The organism is Gordonia sp. NPDC003422, from assembly GCF_053588675.1.
Genome location: NZ_JBSFQL010000001.1, coordinates 60,035 through 85,334 on the forward strand (window position 1 = coordinate 60,035; position 25,300 = coordinate 85,334).

The 25,300-nt window shown below is 67.9% G+C and carries 11 protein-coding genes and 1 pseudogene (1 of these 12 only partly in view); 7 read left to right on the forward strand and 5 right to left on the reverse strand.

The annotated features are described in order from the left end of the window. Together ACWDTF_RS00110 and ACWDTF_RS00115 are read right to left on the reverse strand one after the other, a co-directional pair. Positions 1-5,592, reverse strand: partial view of a non-ribosomal peptide synthase/polyketide synthase gene (locus ACWDTF_RS00110; RefSeq protein WP_449753830.1) — the 5' end (the start) only. The gene continues 32,379 nt to the left of window position 1, outside the view; only the first 5,592 of its 37,971 coding nucleotides appear in the window; its start codon is at positions 5,590-5,592; its stop codon lies off the left edge, out of view. After that, entirely contained in the window at positions 5,589-13,757 is an 8,169-nt protein-coding gene (locus ACWDTF_RS00115) for an amino acid adenylation domain-containing protein (protein ID WP_449753831.1), read from the reverse strand. Before ACWDTF_RS00115 ends, ACWDTF_RS00110 begins: the two co-directional genes overlap by 4 nt. Positions 13,758-14,239: 482 nt before the next feature. Here ACWDTF_RS00115 and ACWDTF_RS00120 point away from each other — a divergent pair, with 482 nt between their 5' ends. The 7 genes and pseudogenes from ACWDTF_RS00120 to ACWDTF_RS00150 all read left to right on the forward strand — a co-directional run bounded on the left by ACWDTF_RS00120 (position 14,240) and on the right by ACWDTF_RS00150 (position 20,880). Further along, the gene (locus ACWDTF_RS00120) at positions 14,240-15,616 is read left to right on the forward strand and encodes an ATP-binding cassette domain-containing protein (protein WP_355276525.1); all 1,377 of its coding nucleotides are present in this window, start codon (positions 14,240-14,242) and stop codon (positions 15,614-15,616) included. Then, positions 15,613-16,404 (forward strand): ABC transporter permease, encoded by a 792-nt coding sequence (locus ACWDTF_RS00125; RefSeq protein ID WP_355276527.1) that lies wholly within the window; start codon positions 15,613-15,615, stop codon positions 16,402-16,404. The genes ACWDTF_RS00120 and ACWDTF_RS00125 overlap by 4 nt, the downstream gene beginning before the upstream one ends. Further along, positions 16,401-17,219, forward strand: a complete 819-nt coding sequence (locus ACWDTF_RS00130) for an ABC transporter permease (protein ID WP_355276529.1) — start codon at positions 16,401-16,403, stop codon at positions 17,217-17,219. The genes ACWDTF_RS00125 and ACWDTF_RS00130 overlap by 4 nt, the downstream gene beginning before the upstream one ends. Positions 17,220-17,711: 492 nt before the next feature. Further along, complete coding sequence (locus ACWDTF_RS00135) at positions 17,712-18,365, forward strand: glycine zipper family protein (protein ID WP_355276531.1); 654 nt, start codon at positions 17,712-17,714, stop codon at positions 18,363-18,365. A gap of 33 nt (positions 18,366-18,398) precedes the next feature. Beyond that, complete coding sequence (locus ACWDTF_RS00140) at positions 18,399-18,758, forward strand: GNAT family N-acetyltransferase (protein WP_355276533.1); 360 nt, start codon at positions 18,399-18,401, stop codon at positions 18,756-18,758. Then, positions 18,755-19,240 (forward strand): annotated as a pseudogene (locus tag ACWDTF_RS00145) (phosphoribosyltransferase); the annotation flags it as partial. The gene ACWDTF_RS00140 and the pseudogene ACWDTF_RS00145, both read left to right, overlap by 4 nt. A 299-nt stretch (positions 19,241-19,539) precedes the next feature. Continuing rightward, positions 19,540-20,880 carry a protein kinase domain-containing protein gene (locus ACWDTF_RS00150; protein WP_355276535.1) on the forward strand — a complete coding sequence of 447 codons (1,341 nt, stop codon included), beginning with the start codon at positions 19,540-19,542 and terminating at the stop codon, positions 20,878-20,880. A gap of 563 nt (positions 20,881-21,443) precedes the next feature. Here ACWDTF_RS00150 and ACWDTF_RS00155 read toward each other — a convergent pair. From ACWDTF_RS00155 to ACWDTF_RS00165, 3 genes are all read right to left on the reverse strand, one after another. Further along, the gene (locus ACWDTF_RS00155; protein WP_355276537.1) at positions 21,444-22,487 is read right to left on the reverse strand and encodes a hypothetical protein; all 1,044 of its coding nucleotides are present in this window, start codon (positions 22,485-22,487) and stop codon (positions 21,444-21,446) included. Next, positions 22,484-23,785 carry a sensor histidine kinase gene (locus tag ACWDTF_RS00160; RefSeq protein ID WP_355276539.1) on the reverse strand — a complete coding sequence of 434 codons (1,302 nt, stop codon included), beginning with the start codon at positions 23,783-23,785 and terminating at the stop codon, positions 22,484-22,486. Before ACWDTF_RS00160 ends, ACWDTF_RS00155 begins: the two co-directional genes overlap by 4 nt. Before the next feature lie 79 nt (positions 23,786-23,864). After that, entirely contained in the window at positions 23,865-25,280 is a 1,416-nt protein-coding gene (locus tag ACWDTF_RS00165) for an alpha-amylase family glycosyl hydrolase (RefSeq protein ID WP_355276541.1), read from the reverse strand. Between the last annotated feature and the right edge of the window lie 20 nt (positions 25,281-25,300).

The following is a 25,300-nucleotide window of genomic DNA, read 5'->3' on the forward strand; positions in this document are numbered from 1 at the left end:
CGGATAGGTGGTACGCAGGACCTCGTGTCGCCCGACCACGTCGTCGAGCGCCCGACGCATCAGGTCGGCATCCACGGCGCCGTCGATCTCGAAGAGCACCGGGATGTTGTATGCGGGCGAGGACGGGTCGAACTGGTTGATGAACCACATCCGCTGCTGAGCCGCGGACAGCGGTAGCACGTCGGGTCGCTCGACCGCGACAATCGGTGCGGCGACCGGCCGTCCACCGGACACCGGGTCGCCCTGGGCATCAACGAAGGCCGCCAGTTCACGCACCGACGGGGCGTCGAACACCGCTCGCACACCGAGGTCGACCTCGCAGGCCTCGGAGACCCGGGCCACCACGCGGGTCGCCGACAGCGAGTTGCCGCCGACGTCGAAGAACGAATCGGTGGCGCTCACCCGGTCGAAGCCGAGCACAGCGGCCATCACCTCGGCGATGACACGTTCGGTGTCGGTGTGCGGGGCAACGTACTCCCCCACGGAGAACTCGGGTTCCGGCAGCGCCTTACGGTCCAGCTTTCCGGCCGAGTTGAGCGGGACGTCGTCGAGGACGACCCAGACCGTCGGTCGCATGAACTCGGGAAGTGGTTTGGCGATCGCCGCCTTGACCTCGTCGATGTCGATCGCCTCACCGGCGACATAGCCGACCAGATGTTCCCCGGCGACCGGCGATGTGATGACGGTGGCAGCGGCATGTACCACGCCAGGTGCCGTGGTCAGGGCGGCCTCGATCTCGCCCAACTCGATCCGCTGTCCGCGCAGTTTCACCTGGAAGTCGGTGCGGCCCAGGTACTCCAGGTCACCCGCCGAGTTGCGCCGGACGAGGTCACCGGTGCGGTACAGACGGGTGCCGGGACGGCCGAACGGGTCGGCGACGAACCGGTCCGCGGTGAGGTCCGCACGGGACGCGTAGCCACGCGCCAGTTGCACGCCACCGACGTAGAGCTCTCCGGCCACGCCGTCGGGTACCGGATGCAATCGTGCGTCGAGGACGTGGGCGGTCGAGTTCCACACCGGCACACCGATCGGCACGATGTCGGCCGCGGAGTCGATCTCGGCGTAGGTGATCTCCACCGCCGCCTCGGTGGGCCCGTACAGGTTGAACAACCGAGCACTCGGTATCGCGGCCCGTGCGTGCGCCGCCACCGACGGCGGCAATGCTTCACCGGTGGTCGACAGGATTCGGAGGGAATCGAGGCGCGAAAGCCGTTCGGGCCCGGCCAGTTCGAGGAACACCGCCAGCATCGATGGCACGAAATGGGCCATGGTGGCGCCGGATTCGGCCATCAGCTCGGCCATGTAGACCGGGTCGAGGTGGCCGTCGGCATCGGCGATGAGTAGCGGGGTGCCGTTCATCAGCGGCGCGAAGATCTCCGCGACCGAACAGTCGAAGGTGTACGGGGTCTTGAGCACCACGAGGTCGTCGGCGGTGATCGGCAGTTGATCCAGGCCCCAGTACAGCCGGTTGACGACGGCGTCGTGGGGCAGTGTGACGCCCTTGGGCCGGCCGGTAGACCCGGAGGTGAAGATGGTGTACGCGGCGTGGGCGCCGCGCCCTTCGGAAATCCGTTCGGCCGCAGCGATGGGCGCGGTATCCGGGTCGATCGCGGCGGTGGAGTCGATGGTGAACACCCGTGCCGACGTGCCCGACAGCGATTCCGGTATCGGCTCGCCCGCATGGACGAGTGCGATCTCGGCGCCGGCGGTGGTCAACATGTACTCGACCCGCTCGGCAGGGGCATCTGTATCGACGGGCACGTACTGGCCGCCGGCCGCGACGACACCATGGATGGCGATCATCATCTCGATCGATCGCGGGATGCACACCACCACGGCCACGTCGGGGCCGACCCCCTCGGCGATGAGGGTGCGCGCGAGCGAGGCCACCCGCGCGCCGAATTCTGCGCCGGTGACCCGCCGGTCGCGGTGGATCAGCACGACGTCGTCGGGGTGCGCCGAGATCTGTTGTGCGACAGCATCGGCGAGGGTGATGTCGGCAACCCGCACCGAGTCGCCGCAGTCACCGGCGAGCCGACGGTCGAAATCCTCGGCGTCGAGAACCGGGATGTCGCCGACCGCCGTCGCGGGGTCGGCGAGGAGTTCGGCTGTGATCCGGACGAAGATGTCGGTGAACGAACGCACCCGATCCTCGTCGAACAGATCCGTGTTGTACTCGATGATTCCCGACAGGCCGGCCGATGAAACCGGCCCCGCGGACGGATCAGCCGCCTCCACGAAGGTGATGGCGAGGTCGTTGTCGGTGAGGTCCCGGTAGACCTCCATCAACTCGCCCCGCGCACCACCGAGTTCGAACGCCACACTCTGCGCCTGATGCAGCAGCAGCAACACCTGGAAGATCGGCGAGTGTGCGGTACTCCTGACCGGGGCAACGCGTTCGACCACGAGATCAAAAGGCACATCGGCATTTCCGAGTGCGGCAAGATCGGCGTCGCGCACCCTCGACACGAGGTCCACGAAACCGGCCGCCGGATCGATCTCGGTCCGCAACGCGACCGTGTTGATGAACATGCCGACGAGGTCGTCGAGTGCGCGTTCCCCACGACCCGCGTACGGGGTGCCGACCACGATGTCGGTGTCCCCGGTGAGCCGGTGCAGCAGCACCACCCACGCGGCGTGCAGTGTCATGAACAGCGAGACGTTGTGCCGATGCGCGAAATCGTGGAGAGCGGCGACCAACTCGGCGGGCACCGTGAAGGAGTGGGCAGCGGCACGCTGACTCGGCACGGGCGGGCGGGGCCGGTCGGCGGGCAGGACCAGCAACTCGGGAGCGCCCTGCAGGGTGCGCTGCCAGAATGCGAGCTGCTGGGCCGCGATCGATCTCGGGTCTTCCGTGTCGCCGAGCAGATCATGCTGCCACAGTGCGTAATCCGCGTACTGCACGGACAGCTCGGGCCACTGTGGATCGGAGTGGTCGAGTTCCGCCGAGTAGGCCGCGACGAGGTCGCGGGCCAGCGGGCGCAGCGAGGCACCGTCACCGATGATGTGATGTACCACCAGCAGGAAGACGTGGTCGTCGGGCGCGACCCGGAACAGCCGGGCACGCAGGGGGGGTGCCGCGGCCAGGTCGAATCCGACTCCGGCGACCGAGGCGATCGCGTCGGGCAGGTCGTCGGGCGTGACGGAGGAGGGATCGGTCAGTTCGATGTCGGCGCGGTAGGCGCCAACCGCCAGGACCTCCTGCACCGGCTCACCGTCGGCGCTCGGGAATCGGGTGCGCAACGGTTCGTGTCGGGCGACGACCCGATGCAGGGCGTCCGACAGCGTGACCGGGTCGAGCGGGCCGCGGAACCGCAGAACCACCGGAATGTTGTATATCGCTGTCTGTGGGTCCAATTCGGAGATGAACCAGATCCGGCGCTGGGCATGCGCGAGCGGGATCGGTACCGGCCGGGTGGCGGCGACAAGCTCCGGCCGGTGCACGTGCTCGCGGCCACCGACCCGGGCAGCAAGTTCACGCACCGTCCGCGCCTCGAACACATCGCGCACACTCACCTCGAGATCGAGCGACTCGGCACATCTCGCAGAAATCTGGGCGGCCACCAGGGAATTGCCCCCGATGTCGAAAATCGAGGTGGTGGCGCCGACCCGGTCGAGACCGAGCACATCGGCCATCACCGCGGCCAGGTCCGTCTCGAGCTGCCCCTGCGGCTCGACATATTCGGCCTCGACCGCCGGCAGCGGCGTCGGCAGCGCGGCACGGTCCAATTTGCCGTTGATGTTGAGCGGCAGTGTCTCGATCTCGATGACGACGTCGGGCACCATGTACTCGGGCACCCGCGCGGCGGCGGCCGAACGCACTTGCGCCACATCGAGTTCGGCACCCGCCACACCGACCACATATCCGACGAGTCGAGGCGGCTGATCGTCGCGCACCTTGACGGCGGCCGCGGCCACGGCCACCCCGGGCGCCGCCGCCAGCGCCGCCTCCACCTCACCGAGTTCGATGCGGAATCCGCGGAGCTTGATCTGCGCATCGGCGCGGCCGAGGTATTCGATACCGCCACCCGCGCCGAGATCGCCACGCCGCAAACACATGTCGCCGGTCCGGTACATCACCGCGCCGGGACCGCCGTAGGGATCGGCCACAAAGGTCGACGCGGTGAGCCCCACCCGGCCCAGGTAGCCACGCGCCAGTTGCGCGCCGGCGAGATACAGCTCACCGGGCACACCTTCGGGCACCGGCCGCAGGCGTGCATCGAGGATGTAGGTGTCCACGCCCGGCAACCCGAGTCCGATGTCCGATCCGGTGGTCGCCGCGACGAATTCCGGCGTGAGCGCGCGGAACGTGCTGTACACCGTGGCCTCGGTCGGCCCGTACATGTTGGTCAGCAACGGTTGACCGTGCTCGGGGTTCCCCGCGCGGTCGGCATACCACCTCCGCGCCAACCCCATCTCGAGCGCCTCACCGGCCAGCACGATGTAGCGAACGCTGGACGCCAGATGACGGGTGGCATCGGCTCGCAACGCCACACCGAGTTGGTTGAACGCCGACGGCGTCTGGGCCACCACGGTGACCGACTCCCGTTCCAGGAGGTCGGCGAAGTCCGCCGGCGAGCGGGTCGTCAAGTAGTCGACCACCACGAGGCGCCCGCCGAACAGCAGTGCCGAGAAGATCTCGAACACCGACACGTCGAACTGGTAGGAGTGGAACATCGTCGTGCTGTCGCGTTCACTGAGGTCGTAGCACTGCGCGATCGCCGCCATCAGCGCCACCACGCGCCGATGCTCGACCACGACCCCCTTGGGGCGGCCGGTCGATCCGGAGGTGTAGATCATGTAGGCCGCGGTAGCGGGGCGCACCGATGAGCGGTCGGGCGACGGCGCCGCGCCGGCCCCGATCGCGTCGAGGGAGGCGATCTCGACGTCGAGCCCCGCGAGCGCCGCGCGGCCCGACTCGTCGGCCAGGACCAGCACCGGCTGCGCATCATCGATGATGAACCCCAGCCGTTCAACCGGATTGGAGGTGTCCAGCGGCAGGTAGGCGGCGTGCGCCTTGAGCACACCGAGCAGGGCGACGATGACGTCGACGGATCGGCCGAAGGCCAGCCCCACCACCGACTCTTCTCCGGCACCCGCAGCGACCAGGCCCGCGGCCACCGCGTCGGAGCGCTGGTCGAGTTCGCGGTAGGTCAGGGTGGCACCCGACGAGTCGGATACCGCGGGGCGATCGGCGAACCGGTGCGCCGCCGAGGCGAACAGACCCGGCAGGCTCTCCCAGTCGTCGGTGCCGGCCACCGCGGCGGCCGCGGCCCGGATGTCGGCGATGGCTCTGCTGGTGGCCGAGGCGATTTCGACGGGGCTGCGTCCGGCGGTGGGCAGCAGACCGGCAATGGTCGCGCTGATCGCCGCCTCGGCGTCGAGCCCGCGGGCCAGCAGCAGACCGGCCGTCGCCGCCGCCTGCGTGTCGAGTGCGGCGAAGGTCACCGGGCCGGCCGCTCCGTGCACGGCGACGCCGTCCGGCGCCTGGGCAGCGGCCAGCGAGATCAGCTGCAGCGTGGATGGACGGTGGCCCCAGGCTCGTGAGATGGCTCGTGGGTTTTCTGGGGCACCCGAATCGAGCGTCGTCACGTGTGATGGACACTTCCTGACGCGGGCCGGCCGGTCGGCGCGTCGACGGCCGCGGTGGCGCGGTCGCGCAGTTCCCCGAGCACGTCGTCGAGCAGCTCGGGGCCGCCCGCAGCAAGACCGGGTATGCCGGCCACCAATGCCGTCGTCAGTGCCGCATCCGGGTCCGGCAGCACTGCCATCATCGCCGTCATCATCGCACCCAACTCTCCGAACGTCGTCGAGACGCCCTCGCGGTGTACCGCTTGGGCATTCGGCGCCGCCGCCGCAGCGGTTGCCACCAGATCCGACAGGCTGGCCACCGCCGTGGCAGACGACTCCGGCTGCGACGGCACGGCTCCCGCGAGTTCGTCCGCGGTGTGAATCACGATGTCACCCACGATACAACCCGGGTCGGCGGCGATCGCCTCCAGAACTCGAAGATACCGTTGCGCGAGCAGCGAGACGGTGTCCTCGGTGAACAGGTCGGTGGCGTAGACGAACTCGCCGCGCATCGCGCCGTCCGTCACGTCGTCGGCGTAGGGGCTGTCCGGGAACAGGGTCAGCTGGAGATCGACCTTTGCCGGGATCAGCTGTTCGTCGATCGGGGTGACCCGCAGACCGTCGAGTTCCAACATCGGGAACTCGATGTTCTGGAACGCGAACATGACCTGGAACAACGGGTTGTGCGAGCTGGCCTGCGTGTCCACGACCGCCGACACGATCTGATCAAAGGCGATGTCGGCGTTGGCCATGTCGCTGAGATCCTCGCCGCGCACCCGCTCGAGCATCGCGGTGAACGGCTCGTCGGGCCGCAGTTGGGTCCGCAGGGCCAGCGTGTTGACGAACATGCCGACGATGCTCTCGAGCGACAGCTCACCGCGACCCGCGTACGGCGTGCCGACGACGACGTCGTTGCGGCCGCTCAGACGCGCGAGCAGCACGGCGAACGCCGCGTGGGTGACCATGAACAGGGTGGTGTTCTGCGTCCGCGCGACCGCCTGCAAGCTGCGGGCGAGTTGTCCCGAGATCTCGAATTCCACGCGGGCACCGTCGAACGACGGGGTGGGCGGACGGGGCAGATCGGTGGGGATGTCGATGGTGGTGGGGGCACCGGCGAGTCGTTTTTTCCAGTAGTCGAGCTGGCGCTGCCCCTCGGTGATCCCGTTCGACTCGGCGTTCAGTTTGTCGGCCTGCCACAGCGAGAAGTCGGCGTACTGGATGTCCAGCGGACGCCACCGCGGACCGGTGCCCGCCAGATGGCCGGCGTAGGCGGTCATGAGGTCACGCGCCAACGGTGCCATCGATGCGCCGTCGGCGCTGATGTGGTGGACCACGAAGAGCAGGATGTGTTCGGTCGGCTCGACCTCCAGGATCGCCAGGCGCACCGGCGGTTTCGTGGTGACGTCGAATCCCTCGCCGGTCACCGCGGCGATCGCGTCGGCCACCGGTCCGGTGACGGGAGTCGCTGCGAGATCGAGTTCGGCCGCGATCACCTCCGGTGGGACGATCACCTGAATCGGCTCGCCGTTGATCATCGGGTAGGTGGTGCGCAGCGATTCGTGGCGTCCGATGAGGTCGACGACGGCGGCACGCAGGGCGGTGAAGTCGACCTCGCCGACCAGACGCAGCGCCATCGCCACGTTGTACACGGGCGAGTCAGGATCGGCACGATTAACAAGCCACATGCCGCGCTGGACCGTGGAGACGGGCACCATCTCGGCCCGGTTGCGCGCCACGAGCGGTGGGGTCGTCGTGGCGGCCATCGAGTCGGACACCAGATCGGCGAGGCCGGCCGGCGTCGGCGCCTCGAAGATCTCGCGGACCGCGATCCGACGGTCGAGCACCGACGACAAGCGGGCGGCCAGCTTGGTCGCCGACAGCGAGTTCCCGCCGAGTTCGAAGAACCCGTCGCGCACGCTGACCCGGTCCATGTCGAGCACCTGCGCGAACACGTCGGCGATGACGGCTTCGAGTTGTGTTCGCGGAGCGATGAAGTCACGCGACACGCTGAAGTCGATGTCGGGCAGCGCCGAGCGGTCGACCTTGCCCACCGGGGTCATGGAGAAGGAGTCGATGACGCAGATGGTGTGCGGCACCATGTACTGCGGCAGATGCTTTCCGACGTGAGCGGTCAGCTGGTCGGGATGCACCGTCGCGTCCGACTCCGCGGTGACGTAGGCGACCAGGATCGTCTCCCCTGCCGGTCCCTCGACGCCCAGGCTCAGCGCATTGGCGACGCTGGAGTGGTCGCGCAGGACCGCATCCACCTCGCCGGGCTCGATCCGCAGGCCACGGATCTTGAGCTGGAAGTCGGTGCGACCGTGATAGATCAGCTCGCCGGAGCTGGTGCGGGTGACCCGGTCACCGGTCCGGTACATCCGCGCGCCGTCGGCGTACGGGTTCGCGACAAACGCACTCGCGGTCAGATCGGCGCGATGGTGGTACCCGATCGCCAGTTGATCGCCGGACAGATACAGCTCCCCCGGCACGCCGTCGGCCACCGGGCGCAGGCAGCTGTCCAGAACATAGGCTCCGACACCGTCGAGCGCGTGGCCGATGGTCACGTCGTCGTCGGCCGAGATCGGTCCGGCGGCGGTCGCCCAGATCGTCGCCTCGGTGGGGCCGTACAGGTTGAAGAACCTGCGGTGTTCGCCGCCCACCCAGCGCCGCACCAACTCCGGCGGGCAGGCCTCACCCGCGCTGATCACGGTGCGCAGGGTTGCGACGGCCGCCGGGTCGAGGGTGGCCAGCGCCGATGGCGTCATCACCGCGTGGGTGACGCGGTGCTCGGCGATCAGCTTCTCGAGTTCGGTGCCCGCGTAGACATCTGCCGGGCACACCACGAGTTCGGCACCGGAGGCGGCAGCCATCAGCAGCTCGAACACCGATGCGTCGAAACTCGGCGACGCCACGTGCAGGACGCGGGCGTTGCGGGTGAGACCGAGCACGGCGATCTGGTTGGCCACCATGTTGGCCAGCCCGCGATGGCTCACCGCGGCCGCCTTGGGCCGGCCGGTGGAACCCGACGTGTAGATGAGGTACGCGAGATCGTCGACGGCCACCGGGCGCGTCAGTTCGCCTGCGCGCAAAGGGGTCCCGGAGTGACCGGCGACCTGTAGTTCGGTGGTGGGCTCGTCGATGGCCAGCCACGGCAGATCGTCGTCGGCCCCCTCGGTTCGGGTGGACGACACGCAGAGCCCGAATGCGGCCGCGCTGTCGGCGAGCATCGCCGCCCGGCGCTCGACCGGATAGCGCGGATCGATGTTCACGAATGCCGCACCCGTCTTGACCACCGCGACCGTGGCCAGGACCGAGTATTCCGACCGCGCGATCGCGATGGCGACGACCTGTCCCGGACCGACGCCGCGGCCGATCAGTTCGCGCGCAATCTGATTGGTGCGCGCCTCGAACACCGCGCGGGTCATCGTCGACGCGCCCGAGATCGCGCGATCGGACGCCGCGGCCGCCGACGCACCCGTGGCGAGGATCTCGCCGAAGGTTCGTGCGGGCAACGACCGCGGCAACGCCGTCACCTGCGCCACCTCGTCGGCGTCGAGCACGTCGATGCTGCCGATCGGTGCGTGCGGCCGCAGCACCATCGCGCGCAGGACCGTGACCAGGCGGCCCGCCATCCGACGTACCGTCGACTCGTCGAACAGGTCTGTCGCGTAGGAGATCTCGAGTTCGACCTGCCCGCCGACCGGTCGTCGCACCGCGGTGAAGGAGAGGTCGAACTTGGCCGCGGGCACGCGGGCGTCGAGCAGGTGCACATCGAATCCGGCCGCACCGAGCATGCCGGTTTCGTCGTCCTGCATCGTCATCGCGACCTGGAACAGGGGCGCATGCGACACCGACCGTGACGGCGCCACATGCTCGACGATCTGCTCGAACGGCACGTCGGAGTGATCCATCGCGGCCGCACGCGCCCGGTGACCGGCCACGAGGAACTCGTTGACCGACTGTGCGGGTTCCACATTGCTGCGCAGGACGACGGTGTTGACGAACATGCCGATCAGCCCGGCCACCCTGGGGTCGTCGCGGCCCGCGATCGCTGTGCCGATCGCGACGTCGTCGGTCTCGGCGAGGCGGCCCAACAGAATCGCCAGACCCGCGTGCAGGGCGGTGAACAGCGTGACGCCGTTCGCGGCGGCGAGTGCCGAGAGTTCGCCGATGAGGTCGGCGTCGATGTCGACGTCGACGTAATCACCTCGGCCGCTGGCGATTCGCGGACGAGAATGATCGGTCGGCACGGCCAGCAGTTCGGGCAGCCCGGACAGTTCTGCCGACCAGAAATCCAGATGACCGGCCAGGGCGGACTGCGGGTCGTCGGGATCGCCCAGCGCGCTGCGCTGTTCGAGCGCGTAGTCCGCGTACTGGATCGCCAAGGGCGGCCACGACGGTTCGGCGCCCGCGGTGCGCGCGTGGTACGCATGCAGCAGATCACCGATCAGCGGCGCCATCGACGCACCGTCGCCCGCGATGTGATGCAGGACGATGACCAGCACGTGACTGCCGTCTTCGAGCTCGAACATGCTCGCGCGGAACGGGATCTGGGTGGTCAGGTCGAACCCGCGGTGCGCCTGGGCACCGACGATCTCACCGATCGCCGACTCCTGTACCCGTTCGACCTGCAGCGGCATGTCCGCGACGACGTCGGCGACGTCGAGGATCTCCTGGATCGGTTCACCGTCGCGGGACGGGAATCTGGTGCGCAACGGCTCATGCCGCGCCAGCAGATCCATCAGCGCCGCGGACATGGCCGCTATGTCGACCCCACTGCGGAACCGGACCGCGCCCGGCATGTTGTAGGTCGGGGATCCGGGTTCCATCCGATTGACGAACCACAGGCGCGTCTGCGCGTGCGACAGTGGCAACACGTCGGGACGAGGCTGCCGGGGGCGATCTTGGTCCACCGGTCCGTCCAGCGAAGGACCCTGTGCGGCAATCCGTTCGGCAAGATCGGCGAGATCGGCGCTCGCAAAGACGTCGGTCAGCGACACGTCGACGGCCAGTCGACGCCGCAGTGTCGACGCCAGCCGCGACGCGGTGAGGGAGTCGGCGCCGATACGGAACAGGTTGTCGTGCATCCCGATCCGGCCCTGATCTGCCGGGTCTGCCGGCATCTCGATGAGCGCCGCGACGGCGTCGACGAGGTGCCGTTCGAGTTCGGTCCGCGGCGCGACGTACTCGACGGCCGCGCGCTCCGGAGGCGTCTCCGGATCGGGCAGTCCCCGACGGTCGAGCTTGCCGGTCGGCGTGCGAGGCATCGCGTCGATCCGCGTGTAGAGCGCGGGAACCATGTACCGCGGCACTCGCTGCGCCACGAAGTCCTGGAGCGCCTCGTCGGAGACGTCGTCGGCGGCAACCACATATGCCGCCAGTTCGACCACCCGGACGGCAGCGGTGGTGGTCACCGATCCGGTTGCGTCGACGCCGAGGACGGCCGACGATTCGACACCCGGATACGACGAGATCACCGCCTCGATCTCACCCGGCTCGATGCGCTGACCGCGCAGCTTCAGCTGGAAGTCGGTGCGGCCCACGAACTCCACGACGGTTCGGCCGTCCGGTCCGGTGCTCCGGCGAACGAGATCGCCGGTACGGTAGAGCCGTTCGCCCGCGGCGCCGAAGGGATTGGCGACAAACCGACCGGCGGTCAGGCCCGGGCGTCCGAGATAGCCTCGGCTCAGACCGATTCCGGCCAGGTACAGCTCGCCGGCCACGCCGTCGGGCACGGGTCGCATCCGGGCGTCGAGCACCGAGAACGAGGTTCCCGCAATCGGTTCGCCGAGATGGGCGCGATCACCGATCCGCAGCGGACTGGTGTAGCTGACGCCGACGCTCGCCTCGGTGGGGCCGTAGCCGTTGATCAGCTCGACCTCGCCGCGCGAACCGGGACCGCCCCACGCGTCGATGAGTGCCTGACCGACGGCTTCGCCCGCGACGATCACCGTGTGCAGTCCCCGAACCGATTCGGGCGCAAGGGTGGCGAGCACCGTCGGGGTGAGCGAGGCGTGGGTGATGTCCTGCTCGCGCATGACGTCGGCGAGATCCTCGCCGCCGAGCGCGGCGACCGGACGATTGACGAGGGTTGCCCCCGCGTACGTGACCTGCACGATGTCGGCGATCGACGCGTCGAAACTCGGGGATGCGTAACCGAGAACGCGAGCACCCACCGGTGTTTCGACGCGACGGGTGATCTCGACACCCAGGTTGTGCACGCCGCGGTGCGTGACAGGGGTGCCCTTGGGCCGCCCGGTGGATCCGGATGTGTAGATGACGTAGGCCAGGTTGTCGACGTGCAACGGCGGACGCTCGTCGGCGCGCAACGGAGAACTGGGCGTGATGGCGATCCGGCCTGCGCTGGTGTGGTGGCGCAGCGGCAGCCACGGCCGCGGGAGATCGGGGAGCCCGGCGTCGGTGTCCCCGCAGATCCCGAGCTCGACCCCCGAGTCCGCGATCATGTGGGCGATCCGGTCGGCGGGGTGCGTGGGATCGACCGGCACGAAGGCCGCACCGGACTTCAGCACCGCCCAGATGGCGACCAGCAAGTCGACCGACCGTGGCAGCGCCAACGCCACAAGCACTTCCGGACCGGCTCCGTGCTCGATGAGCCACCGGGCCATCTGATTGGCGCGCCGGTCGAGTTGCCCGTAGGTCAGGGTCTCGCCGTCCACGTCGGTGACCGCCGGCACGTGCTCATGGGTTCGTACGGTCTCGGCGAACACGTCGGTGAGCAACCGCGACTGCGCCGGTACCGGACCGGACTGCACCGCGTTGCGTTCGGCATCGGCGGCGGTGAGCAGTGCGACGTCGGCGAGCAGACCATTCTCGCGTACCGCGGCGTCGAGGAAACCGTTGAGGAACAACAGGAATCGCGCGTGATGGTCGTGCATCTCGGCGTCGTCGTAGCGATTGGCGTTGCCGTGCAGATCGATCACGAGCGGCGCACCGGGACTCGCCTGATACAGGTTGAGCAGCAGATCCTCGAGCATGCCGGAGGTGAGGATGTGATATTCCACCTCGGCGCCATCGAGGGCGATCGGCTGGTCGAAGAACATCATGTTGATGACCGGACCGAAGGCATACGATCCGTCGCCGACACCCGATGCGCGCCAGATGTCGTCGGAGCGATAGCGCTGGTGACGCAGGGCGCCGGTCAGCTCGAGTTGCGTCTGCTCGATCAGTTCGGTCACGCCGGCATCGCCGTCGGTGGCCAGCCGGATCGGCAGGACGTTGGAGACCATGCCGCCGCCGCGCTTGATCTTGGCGCTGGCCCGGCCGGTCACCGGAAGGGTGAGTACGACGTCGTCGCGCCCCGTCATTCGTGACAGGAAGGCGCCGAAGGCAGCGGTCACGGTGACGGCCATCGACGTATTGAGTTCCGCCGACACCGACACCAGACGTTCCTGCAGTTCCGTCGGCAGCGTCCCGCCGACGACCACGTTGTCGGCGCGCAGGTCGGTGTTCTCGTCCCGATGCGACAGCGTGACCCGCTCGGGCAGGTCGACGACGCGGGAGCGCCAGTGTTCGCCGTCGGTCTCGCGCCGCGAACTCGCCTGATACTTGACGTCGTCGGCGACGATCTCGGCCATCGTCGCGATCGGCTTCTCGGACAGTTGCTCGCCGCGTCGAATGGCGTTGTAGCGGTCGACCGCCATTCGGATCATCGTGAGCGCTGCATAACCGTCGATCACGATGTGGTGTCCACGCATGTACCAGAACGTGCGATCGTCGGCGACCCGGATGAGGGTCGACACCACCAGCAGATCACCAAGCAGATCGACCGAGCGTCGATGATCCGACCGCATGTGCGCCATGGCGTCGCCGAGGGGGTCGGCGTGGGCGCGGAAGTCGAGCGTGTCGACCTCAATGGGCAGGTCGAGATCCACCTGCTGACGCGGCACGCCATCGACGTCGAGAATCCGCAGGTAGGGCGACTCCATCGCCTGACCTGCCTCGATAGAACACCGAGCGAGCAGCCCGTGGTCGAGCGAACCGTCGTGCGTGATGTCCAGATACTGGGCGATGTTGACCGAGTAATCGCCCGACAACCGCTCGGCGAACCACATCGCCCGCTGGGCCGCCGTGAGATCGAGTTCGGGACTCTCCGGCTTGCCGACGCCGGAGCGACCCACGACGCTCTCGGTGTGCGCGTCGAACGCGCTGTCGTCGGCTCGCTGCATCGGCTCACTTTCACTGGTCGGGCTACGCGGGGGTCGAGGCCGACCACTCGCGCATTAAGTTGTTGGCTCCGTCCGACGCTGAAACACCGTCGCACGGATGACCGCACTCCCCCACTACGGGGATCCCCGACCTGCGGCCCTCCGATGGTGCGGCCCCCACCTGGGAGGTGGCGACCATTCAGCACCGGACACCGAGGTATGTCGGTGACACCGCTGGTGACGTTACGCATCCTTCCGACGTCAGTCATCCGGTCGACACCATCTGCGGCGGCCGCCCAGTGGCGTCACCGTCTTCCCTACTGCCCCCATGCTGCCCCATGGCGCCCCCGAACGAGCGGGTAGGGCACTACGTGTTCGCTCATTTCTGTCGTACAGATGACCCAATGCACTACTCGCAAGTAGGAACGCCGGGCCGATTTCGGCGACCCGCGCAGGTCCGGGTCGTCGCAGTGAGGCCCGTCACGCCGTATGTTGAAGAACAAATGCGGTCGGCGCGTGGATTCACGCACCCGGCCGGAACCCGGCGCGGGGCCGGTCGAGCTCAGCGTCGACCGCGATCGTTCGCAGGTGAGGAGGCCGAAGTGTCCGGAGGCCGGCACAGAGCACCTGAAGCACAAGCGTGGGCACCTGAAGCACAAGCGTGGGCACCTGAGACACCTGCGTGGGCGCTCGCCCCGGCCATGCCCCCGGTGGCCCAGGTCGCCACGACGTCCCCCTGGCGTGTATACGTACAACCGACCGAACATCGCGCGCCGCGGCATGCCGCGGCCGACGCACCGGCACCAGCCGAACCCCGCTCCACCCCTGTGCTCACCGAAACCCCCCTCCTCACCGGGAGCCCCGTGAACGGAACCGAACTGCCCACCTCGTCGATCGCATCGGCGCCGCTGCGCGAGTCCGCGACGCCCTCGATCGAGGTCGTCGGCGTGCGCAAGGTGTTCGGCGATCACGTCGCGGTCGACGACGTGAGTTTCACCGCCGAGCGCGGCACCATCCTCGGCCTGCTCGGCCCCAACGGAGCGGGCAAGACCACCACGGTCAACATGCTGTGCACCCTGCTCAAACCCGACGCGGGACATGCCCGGGTCAACGGCTACGACGTGGTGTCCGATGCAGCGGCGGTGCGTCGATCCATCATGCTCACCGGACAGTTCGCCGCCCTCGACGAGGCGCTGACCGGCCGGGAGAACCTCGTCCTGTTCGGCAGGTTGCTCGGGCTCAGCAAATCGGCGGCGTCGGCGCGAGCCGATGAGCTCCTCGAATCCTTCGCGCTGACCGACGCCGCGTCGCGCCGCGTCCGCGAATACTCCGGTGGAATGCGGCGTCGAATCGACATCGCCTGCGGCCTGGTCACCGCGCCAGCGGTGGTGTTCCTCGACGAACCGACCACCGGCCTCGACCCGCGCAGCAGGCAAGAGGTGTGGCGGCTGGTCGAGGGCCTGCGTGACCAGGGTGTCACCACGCTGCTGACCACGCAGTACCTCGAGGAGGCCGACGTCCTCAGCGACCGGATCGTGCTGATCGATCACGGACGCGTGATCGCCGACGGCACCGCGGCCGAACTGAAGGCCGGTATCGGGACGTCGTTCTACGAGGTCACGCCCCGCGACCCGGAACAGGTGTCGCAGTTGTTCGACATCCTGGCCGATCTGGGCGCGACGCGAGCGGCGAGTGATGATCCCGACGAATCGCACGCAGGTGACGTGTCGGTGACGGTCCCGGCACCCGACGGCACCGAAGCTCTGATCGAAATAGTCAGGCGCACAACCGATTCCGGAATATCGCTGTCCGACGTCGCACTGCGGACCCCGACGCTAGACGAGGTGTTCCTCGCCCTCACCGCGGACAAGTCGCCGTGAGCGCCGACGGTGCGCTCGCCAATCCGCAACCGAAAGCCGGCCGGCAGTGGTGGGCGCTCACCACACGCGGCGTGGGCGGACTGGTCCGTAATGGTGAGATCGTCCTCGCGATCGTCGCGCCCGCCTTCCTGGCGATCTGTTTCTACCTGCCGCTGCGCTCGATCATGAACGCCTACCCCGGCATGGATTACGCGCAGTTCCTCATGCCGATCATCACCTTGCAGTCGATCTCGTTCGTCACCTCGTCGGCGGCGATGCGGTCGTCCTTCGATCGCACCCACGGCATCAACACCCGGTTCCGCACCCTGCCGATGCCCACCCCGGTGCCCGCGCTGGCCCGGATGAGCGCCGACATGGTGCTGCTGTTCGCAGCGCTGATCTGCGCCACCATCGTGTGCCTGATCATGGGGTGGCGTCCGGAGGGCGGCGTCGTGGGCACCGCCGGTCTGTACGGGATCGCCGTGGCCGTCGGGGCGTCACTCGCGCTGATCGCCGACGCGATCGGACTGCTCGCCAACAGTCCGGAGGCGACCAGCCAGGCGCTCGCCCTGCCGGTGCTGATCCTGGGCATGCTGTCGACCGGATTCGTACCCGAGAGCCAGTTTCCCGACTGGATCGCGCCGTTTGTCCGCAACCAGCCGATCTCCCAGTTCGCGAATGCGATGCGAGCCCTCAACGACGGCACCGCCACGACGTCGGTCGTGATGCCCGCCATCTGGTGGTGCATCGGACTGTTCGTCACGGGCCTGATCTTGCTGGTCCTCGGCATCCGGAGGTTGCAGCGATGATCGACGTCACCAGCACCACTGCCGCCGCGCCGTCGGAGTCCTCGCCGAAGTCCTGGCTGACGCAGAGCCTGGTGCTGTCCCGTCGACAACTCGTCGTCCTGTTTCGGGACCGCGGCACGGTCATCCAGATCCTGCTGGTGCCCGCCCTCACGATGCTCATGTTCAAGGTCGTGCTCGGCGATGCGGTCGGCAACGCCACCGGGCAGAACAGCGCGTACGGGACCGTGCCCCTGGTCATCCTGGTCAGCGCCATGTTCGGTTCGGTGTCCAGCGGCGTCCGGCTCAATCTCGAACGCGGCACGGGTCTGCTCGGTCGGCTCTACGTGTTGCCGATCAACCGGGCGGCCGACCTCACCTCGCGAGTCGTCTGCGAAATCGTTCGCATTGCGATCACCACCGCGATCCTGCTGGTCGCCGGAATGTTCATCGGATTCCGGTTCACCCAAGGTCCGTGGGCAGTGGTCGGCATCATGGGCGTCGCGCTCATGTTCGGCATCGCGTTCTCGGTGTTCGTCCTCGCCTTGGCCGTGAACGCGCGTCCCACCGCACCGATCGTCCCGCTCCTGTCGCTCATCTCGAGCCTGCTGATGTTCTTCAACTCGGGTTTCAGTCCGGTCCAGGCGTATCCGACGTGGCTGCAGCCGGTCGTCGAACATCAGCCGATGACACCGGCGATCGAGGTGATGCGCGCCTTCGCGGCCGGTGGGCCGATCACCGCGAACCTGATCACCGTCACCGCCTGGTCGGTCGGGTGCGTCGTCATCTTCACCGTCCCCGCATTACGCGGGTACCGGAAGGCCGCCACCAACCGTTGACCGTGCGTCCGGAATCGTTGACCGTGCGTCCGGAGCGGCCCATTCCCGAGGAATCGAAACCGTCTATTCTAAGAATGAAGATCAGGACCGTCAAAGGCCCTTTGCCAATTAATTCGACCGAATGACCATGGTCGTGAATCACTGGTGAAGATGTCCGCGGCTCTTATCGGCGATCCCCCGAACCGATCTATGTGATCGGTTGCAGTAGAACCTCTTTCGCACATCTCAATGCGGCCGGGAGATTAGCGACCACAAAATGCATCTTACCCAGAGCAAGGGCGTTGTCGCATATCGATAACATTTCGCCACAGCGCTCCCTACCTGACAAGAGTTTGCTGACTTGAATATCGGAATGCGGTAGGTATTGATGGACCACTCGAATGCGTGAATTGACAGAACAGTGAGTCCCCAATGCCATCGCCCAACGCATCACAGAAATCTGTTCGCCCGATGCGACGAAACGAGGGCAGCCCCAGGCTCTGACGACTTGGTGTGGTGTCGCTTGTGCTCATCGCCGCCGTGTTCGCCCAGTGGGCTGCCACGGGCACCCGCGCGGCTGCCGCACCGAGGGGTGTCGGGGTCGTGGTGACGATGCACGCGAGTTCGGTGACCTTCGCACTCGAGAACGGTTCCGCCCAGGTACGTGCCGGCCGGTTGACGATTCTCAACCGCACCGGAACCGATATCGGGCAGGTGCCCTTGAGTTACCGGTTGGAGAATCGCCAGTTCCCGATCGCGGTGCGGGTCGTCGGCCGGACAGTCACTCTCATTCCGGTGCGCGACGTCGCCCGCTCGACCGTGCTGAATCCCCGTGATGTCGCCCGGGTGCGCGGAGTCGCCGGGAGCAAGCCGAACCGACACTTGACTCGCCAGGAGCGCGACGACCAGGCACTGGCCCGGTTCAATCAACAACTGGCGGCGGGTATGAGCATCTCGGCCCTGGTCGGTCTCACCGTCGGCGCGATCGTCGGCGGTACCGTGGGTTGCCTGCTGGGCCTGGTCGCGGCGGTCGTGGGCTGCCTGGTCGCGGTGGCGCCCGCTGCGGGCGTGGGATCGGTGGTGGGCACCATCCTCGGCGGCGGCGGCACTGCCGTCATCGCCGGCTTCCACTACTTCCAGACGATCACGTCGCCGTTCCGGCGATAGGAGCACGGCCGCGCAGCGCCTACTCTCGATCGCATGACGACCGACAAGACCGGTGCCGAGGTCACCGTCACCCACAATCCCGACGATCAGCGATACGAGATCAGTGCGGAGGGCAGGCTCGCGGGTTTCACGCAGTATCGCGACCGGACTGACGATCCCGATGCGGTCGAGCGCGTCTTCTTCCACACCGAGGTGTCCGACGAGTTCGCCGGACGGGGTCTGGCCACGATCCTCGTGCGTGAGGCCCTCGACGCCACACGTGATGCGGGCTTGACGATCGTCGGGGTGTGCCCGCTGGTGGCCGCGTTCCTGAAGAAGAACCCCGACTACGCACCGTCGACCCATCCGGTGACGCCGCAGATCCTCGCCTGGCTCAAGTCGGTGCTCCCCTGAACGCGCCCTCGGCAGACCGCGAGATCCTGACGTGGGAGCTCAACGGTCAGGCGTGCCGTGAGCTCGCGCGTGCCGTCGCCGACGACGGATTTGTCCCCGACATCATCCTCGGGATCGCCCGCGGCGGACTCATCCCCGCCGGGGCACTGGCGTATGCCCTCGACTGCAAGCTGCTGATTTCGCTGAACGTGGAGTTCTACACCGGGATCGGGGAGACACTCGCCGAGCCGGTGCTGCTGCCGTCGCTGCTGGAGAGCAGCGGACTGCACGACCAGCGAGTCCTCGTCGTCGACGATGTCGCCGATACGGGCAAGACGCTCCGTCTCGTCGACGACTACTGTGCCCTTCAGGGTCGGGTGGCCGAAGTGCGCAATGCGGTGCTCTACAAGAAGCCGCACACCATCACCACTCCCGACTATCACTGGCGCGTGACGGACAAGTGGATCGAATTCCCGTGGTCCGCACCGGGACCCGTGGTGTCGCCGCGACCGGGTCATCCGATCGGCAGAGATCTGCGATCGCGGCCATCGAAATCGGGCGTACCCGACTGCCCGGGTACATGTTGCTGCCCGAGTGGTGCTGTTCACAAATGCGTCCGGGGTATTCGGTGGAGCGATGGACGACTGGCAAGGCGGAGGAGAGAGCGATAGCGGCGCTATCGTGACCGACGACAACGCAGCCAGTGGTTCATCGAACGCCGAAGGCCCCCGACGAATTTGTGGACAGGGCCACTAAGCTGGCTGCATGACCGGACGTCGATCACCCTGTGGGCGGCGCTGACGTGTCACTTCATCCTGGGCAGTCGTTTGCCGGCTACCGCATCGTCCGTCAGCTGGGCGCGGGTGGGATGGGTGAGGTCTACCTCGCCGATCACCCTCGTCTGCCCCGCCAAGACGCGCTGAAGATCCTCCCGGCCGGGCTGTCCGCCGACCCCATGTTCCGCAAGCGGTTCACCCGCGAGGCCGACATCGCCGCCACCCTCGACCACCCGAACGTGGTGAGTGTGTTCGACCGCGGCGAATCCGACGGTCAGCTGTGGATCACCATGAAGTTCGTCGACGGCACCGATGCGTCGCAGCTGCTGCGGACACACCCGCGCGGGCTGCCCGCGGCCGACGTGGTGGCCATCATCTCCGCGGTCGCCGAGGCACTCGACCACGCTCATCAGCAGGGGCTGCTGCATCGCGACGTCAAACCCGCGAACATTCTCATCGCCGAGCCGGGACCGCGCTCGTCCAAGCGTCGAATCCTGCTCGCCGACTTCGGCATCGCGCGGCCCATCTTCGACGACACGCACATCACGTCGACCAATCTGACGGTGGGTTCGGTCGCATACACCTCGCCGGAGCAGTTGTCGGGTTCGACGCTCGACGGTCGGGCCGATCAGTATTCGCTGGCCTGCACCGCGTATCAGCTGCTATGCGGCGCTACACCGTTCGCCAACAGCAATGCGGCGATGCTGATCCACCAGCATCTGTCCGTCGAACCGCCGGCCATCACCGGCAAGCGGGGCAACCTGTCGGCCCAGGTCGACCGGGTGCTGGCCCGGGCGCTCGACAAGGAACCGCGCCGACGCTTCGATTCTTGCGAGCAGTTCGCCGACCAACTGGCGTCGGCGTTGCGCACGGACGCGGCCGCCGCGACCCTGCTGTCGCCCGGCCCGCCGCCGGCCACACCTCGGGTGCCGTCGTCGCCCCCGCCCTCGCTGCAGAAGCCGCGCACGCCGGCCGCCGGTCCGCCCAGTACGCCGGCCCCCGCGGCGGTCAGGCCCGTGTACCCGCCGCCTGCGCCGGCGCGGACGCCGACTCCGGCACCTTTCACTCCTGCACCGGCTCCCTACCCGGGGTTGGGTCGCACCACCCGCTCCGATGGCAAGGCGACGGCCTCGCTCGTCTTGGGCATCGTGTCGATCGTCATCGGGTGGTGCGGTTTTGGGCTGCTGATGGCGCCGCTCGCAATCATCCTGGGTTTGATCTCGTTGCGGGAGAGCGACCGCCTGCCGATCCCGACCACCAATCGGGGTGCCGCGATCGGCGGTGTGATCACCGGCGCGATCGGGTTTCTGCTCGTGGTCGCATTCCTGGTGTTCGCCGTGGTCACCGGCGACACCAGTTCGACGTAGTCACTGATCCGAAGAGTTCGGTGACCAACCCCGCTGAGCTGGGAAATGGAACCTGCTGCGGTTGGCTCAGGGAGGTGCTACCGACACTCTGTGTCCTGTTGGAGAGTCTGTGTGCTGCAGCACCCAGCTGACCCGATCCGACACAGGGTGTGGCCAGGTCGCCCAGGGAATCGAGTTGAGTTGGAGAACGCGAGTGCTGCAGCACTCGCGTTCTCCGATTCGGCACCGGTTGTGCCCGACAGCTGTCAGCGTCGTGTCGCAAAACCCAGAAACCGCGTGTCTGGTCAGAAACCCGATGCCCGAGTCCACGCGCTCTTCCGCCTCCACGATCGCCGCCGCAGGCGGCGGGTGGGTCGCTGACTCTAAGAGTTGGGTGACTAATCCCGTTGACCTGGGAAACAGCGCCAGTGCCGTGCCCGCAGAATCTAGGGGAAGAACTCCTTCCCCGGGATTCATAGTCGTCCGCTGGAAACTTCTAGGGGACGACACCAAGGGTGGGGGAAGAAGTCTCTTCCCCCACTTTTTGTGCGCCCGACAAGCTCCCATCCAGCCGGCAGTGGGGCTCAGTCGGCAGACGATGCGAGCTCGATCCGTTCGCTGCGCTGGGTCGAGTCGACCGTGATGGTCGCCAGCAACTCTCGTCCGGGTGGCAGGATGCGCGCCGTCACCCGACCGTCGGTCGCGTCGGCAAGGACGGCAACCACCGCGTCCGCGAGCCTGGTCATCCCTCCGGGTGCGCGCGAGCCATCCCCGTCGTCGAGCAGTAGCACCGAGACCCCGCGTCGTCGGGCCTGCCAGGCCGCCGCCCGCACTGCGGGATCGTCGAGTCCCGGAGCCCGGATGCCGTCGCGGAGCTGGGCTTCGAGCAGGCGGGCGTCGCGTACTTCTTCGTCGGTGAACTCGTGGCGTTCGACGATCGAGACGAGCGTCGGCCGGGCCCGTTCCTCGAACTCGACCAGCTGGCGGTCACGAAATGCGGCCGACGCCGAGGCCGCAGCCTCCGCCGCCACCCGTTTCGCGTTGGCCGTGCGGAGTGCGTAGATCTGACGCGTCATCGGTCGCAGCATCACGGAGAACAACGACCCCATGATCATGATCGCGTAGCCGGGCACGGTGATCGCGACACCCCAGGCGGCGCCTTGCCCCACATGATCGGACCACACCACCGCCATCACGGTGATGGCGCCGCTGGCGAGCCAGGCCCCCAGTGGCCGACCCCGGACGGCGAGGAAGGCGAGCATGATCACCGAGGCGCCGATCGGCGGTCCGGTCTGCATCACGTGGTCGGGCGGATCGGGCAGCGACACCAGCGCGATCGTGGTGGCCACCACCGTTCCGGCGGCGATGAACACGGTGTGCCGCAGCGGGAGCGGGTCATCGAGAACACCGAGTACGACGACACACACTCCGACGAAGATCAGGAACGCGGCGATCAGACCGACCCAGGCCAACGGTGAATCGATGCTGCTGCCCGAGTACACGGTGACCAGCAGGTACACCGCCCCGAAGGTGGCCATTGCAGCAACGAGCGGACGGGACCGGATACCGAAGGTGTCGGCGATGCCCTCGGTCAATGCGATGTGGCTCGACGGGATCGGGGTGATCACGCGCGCTCCCACAGCAACTGAACCGTGGTGCCACGCCCGAGTCGGCTGTTGACGCGCGCTTGCCCGCCGACTTGCTCCATCCGCGTGCGGATACTGACCCGGATGCCGAGCCGGCCCTCGGGCGTCGCATCCGGGTCGAAGCCATGTCCGTCGTCGACGATCGCCATGCTGAGCGCGTTCTCGGTGAGCTGTGCAATGACCGCGCTGTCGGCGCCCGCACCGGCGTGCCGGACCACGTTGCGCAACGACTCGCCCATCGCTTCGACGACGGCCTGCACCACCGCTGCCGGATAGTCGCAGAAGCTCGACGTCTCCGAGCCGCCGACCACGATCTCGATCTCTGCCCGGTCGGTCACATCGGCGGCGGCCGACCGGATGCGTCGGATCGCCTCGTCCCGCGACACCATCGCCTGGGGTTCGGCGGGATCACCCGCGGCGAGGTGGGCGACTTCGGCGAGCGCCGAACGCGCCTGGTCGGCGAGCCGCTGGTCGGGAACCCCGGCGCGGACGGCGAGGAGCGACGCGATGATGCGGTCGTGGATGATCGCGTCCAGTCGTCCCTTTTCGACGGCCCGTGCCTCGGCCGCAGCTGCGTCGGCGGCGGCCCGATAGGTGTCTTCACGCGTCTCGTCGAGCGCCTTACCGGTGCGCACCGCCACCAGTGCGACGGCCAGGAAGACCGCGGTGAACGACGTCGCCCACGCGAACTCGACGGGGAGGTCGGTGGTGAGCCGGTCGAATCTGCCGAGTTGCTGCGCCGCATTCACCGCAGCACACGCCGCGACGAGATTGGCCACTCCCCATCGCGGGTACACCAGCATCAACACCATGCTCGGCATCCCCGGGAACGCGACCATCCACACCGCCCAGTCCTCCGGCTTGGCGGTGGTGTCGCCGGTCCACGCCACGAACCAGAGTCCGACGGCAATCAGATATCCGACAGCGGTGACGACGGCCAGCGGAGGCAGCCAGGCGGTGCCGGGCCGGAAGCTGTAGACGATGAGTGCGACGCCCGGTCCGATGGCCAGCACCACGCTGAGCGGTGGCCACCACGCGACGGTCAGGGGTGCCGCCTGCCCGATGGTGCCCAGCGACACGAGGAGGTAGCCGATGAGGCCTGCGCCGAGGAATCGGGCGCCGATCCGTTGCACGCGTGCCTGGTCGCCCTCGCCGCGATCGGAGGCGAACAGTGTCCGTGCCCATGCCTGCGCCCGACGCCGCAGCCGGCCCCCGACCGAGGGGTCGGCCACTGCCGTGCCGGCGTGCAGCCGCGCCCGGTCGGGACTGATGACGCTCATTGGGCACAACCCTTGCATTCGGCTCTGACCAGGGTCAATCCTCCGTTGGGACTAAACCGAACGGACCACATCGGCGCGCTCACACGGCGTAGACCTGCCAGCCCCACGCAGTCAGAGAGACATCGGCCGACCCGTCGGCGCCCACGCGAATCGTCTCCCCCGAGAGTGGGCTGACAAGTGTCGTAAGTCCCGCCCACTCGGTGATGACCGACGCCCGCGCAGCCACGTCGGCGACGTTGACGGCGATGAGCCAGCGCCTGTGCTCACCGGTGCGCGTCCACGCGACCACCGAATCCGACGATCCGCGAACCACACACAGCTGCCAGTCACCGTGGGCGAAGGTCGGATCGCCGAGCACGGGGAGCAGAGCGCGATAGAACACCGCACGGTCGGCATCGACCGGCTCGTCGGCGAACCGAGCCAGCTGCACGGGCAGTCGGCGCCGACGACCCTCGATCTGCCCCTGGTGCACCAGCCGTGCGCCGAGCTGGGTCAGCGTGACAACGGCTGCCTGCCGATCACGGTCACCGAAGGCGACCGCGGCCCGTTCCTCGTCGTGGTTCTCGATGAACCGCACCCGCGCCTGCGGTTCCGGATTCCCCGACAGCGTCGGCCACAGCCGCGGCGGGTCGTGGCGCAGGGTGTCGTAGAGGGTCTTGTCGTAGCAGTGGTCGAAACCCTGGGCGACCAACGCGGATTCGGTGTCCCAGTACGCCTCGGCGATGAACCGGAAATCGGGGTGCTCGGCGCGGACCGCTCCGATGAGTTCGGGCCAGTAGTCCTGTTCCGGCGGTGCGCCGCCGGCGTCGCCCCAGGTCTTCGCGAAGATGTCGTTCATGACCAGCATCGCCATGTCGCAGCGCACGCCGTCGCACTGTGCCGCGATCGTGCGCACGGTGGTGATCGCGGCCTCCCGCAGCCCGGGATGGAAGGCGTTGACCTGCACGACGTCCCGCCAGGCCGGGAAGTACGGGTCGCGTCCGTTGGCGAGCACCGCGCCGTCGACCTCGACATACGACTCGGGGGCGCGGGCGAGATCGTCGGCCGTGCCGGTGATGAACCAGTCGGGGTGGGCGGTCCATGGGTGGTCGGCGGCGACGTGGTTGGGCACGAAGTCGAGGATGAGTCCGATGCCGCGTCGGGCGAGTTGTTCGCGCGCCGCCGCGAGCCCGTCGGGTCCGCCGAGGTGGTCGTCGACCACGTAGTCGCGCACGCAGTACGGCGACCCCACGACGTCGGTGTCGGTGAAGTCGGGCAACGATTCGGCGAACCAGGCCATCAGCGGCCCGTCGGCGCGGGCGATCTCGATGCCCGCCGGACTGCGCTGCCACACGCCCATCAGCCACACCGCGTCAAAACCGTTGGCCGCGATGGTGTCCCACTCGGCCTCGGGCACGGTGCCCAGTCCGACATGCTCGCCCGTGTCGGCCGAGAGTCCGGCGAGCCATGGCCAGGTGTTGATCTCGTAGATGAGCGGCGAGGGTGGGAGCTTCACCCCGACATTCAACCGCATCC

Coding starts and splice junctions, on each gene's coding strand:
- ACWDTF_RS00115 (WP_449753831.1), bottom strand. CDS start 13,757: ATGCAGCGAGCCGACGACAGCGCGTTCGACGCGCACACCGAGAGCGTC.
- ACWDTF_RS00120 (WP_355276525.1), top strand. CDS start 14,240: ATGCGGTCGGCGCGTGGATTCACGCACCCGGCCGGAACCCGGCGCGGG.
- ACWDTF_RS00130 (WP_355276529.1), top strand. CDS start 16,401: ATGATCGACGTCACCAGCACCACTGCCGCCGCGCCGTCGGAGTCCTCG.
- ACWDTF_RS00140 (WP_355276533.1), top strand. CDS start 18,399: ATGACGACCGACAAGACCGGTGCCGAGGTCACCGTCACCCACAATCCC.
- ACWDTF_RS00160 (WP_355276539.1), bottom strand. CDS start 23,785: ATGAGCGTCATCAGTCCCGACCGGGCGCGGCTGCACGCCGGCACGGCA.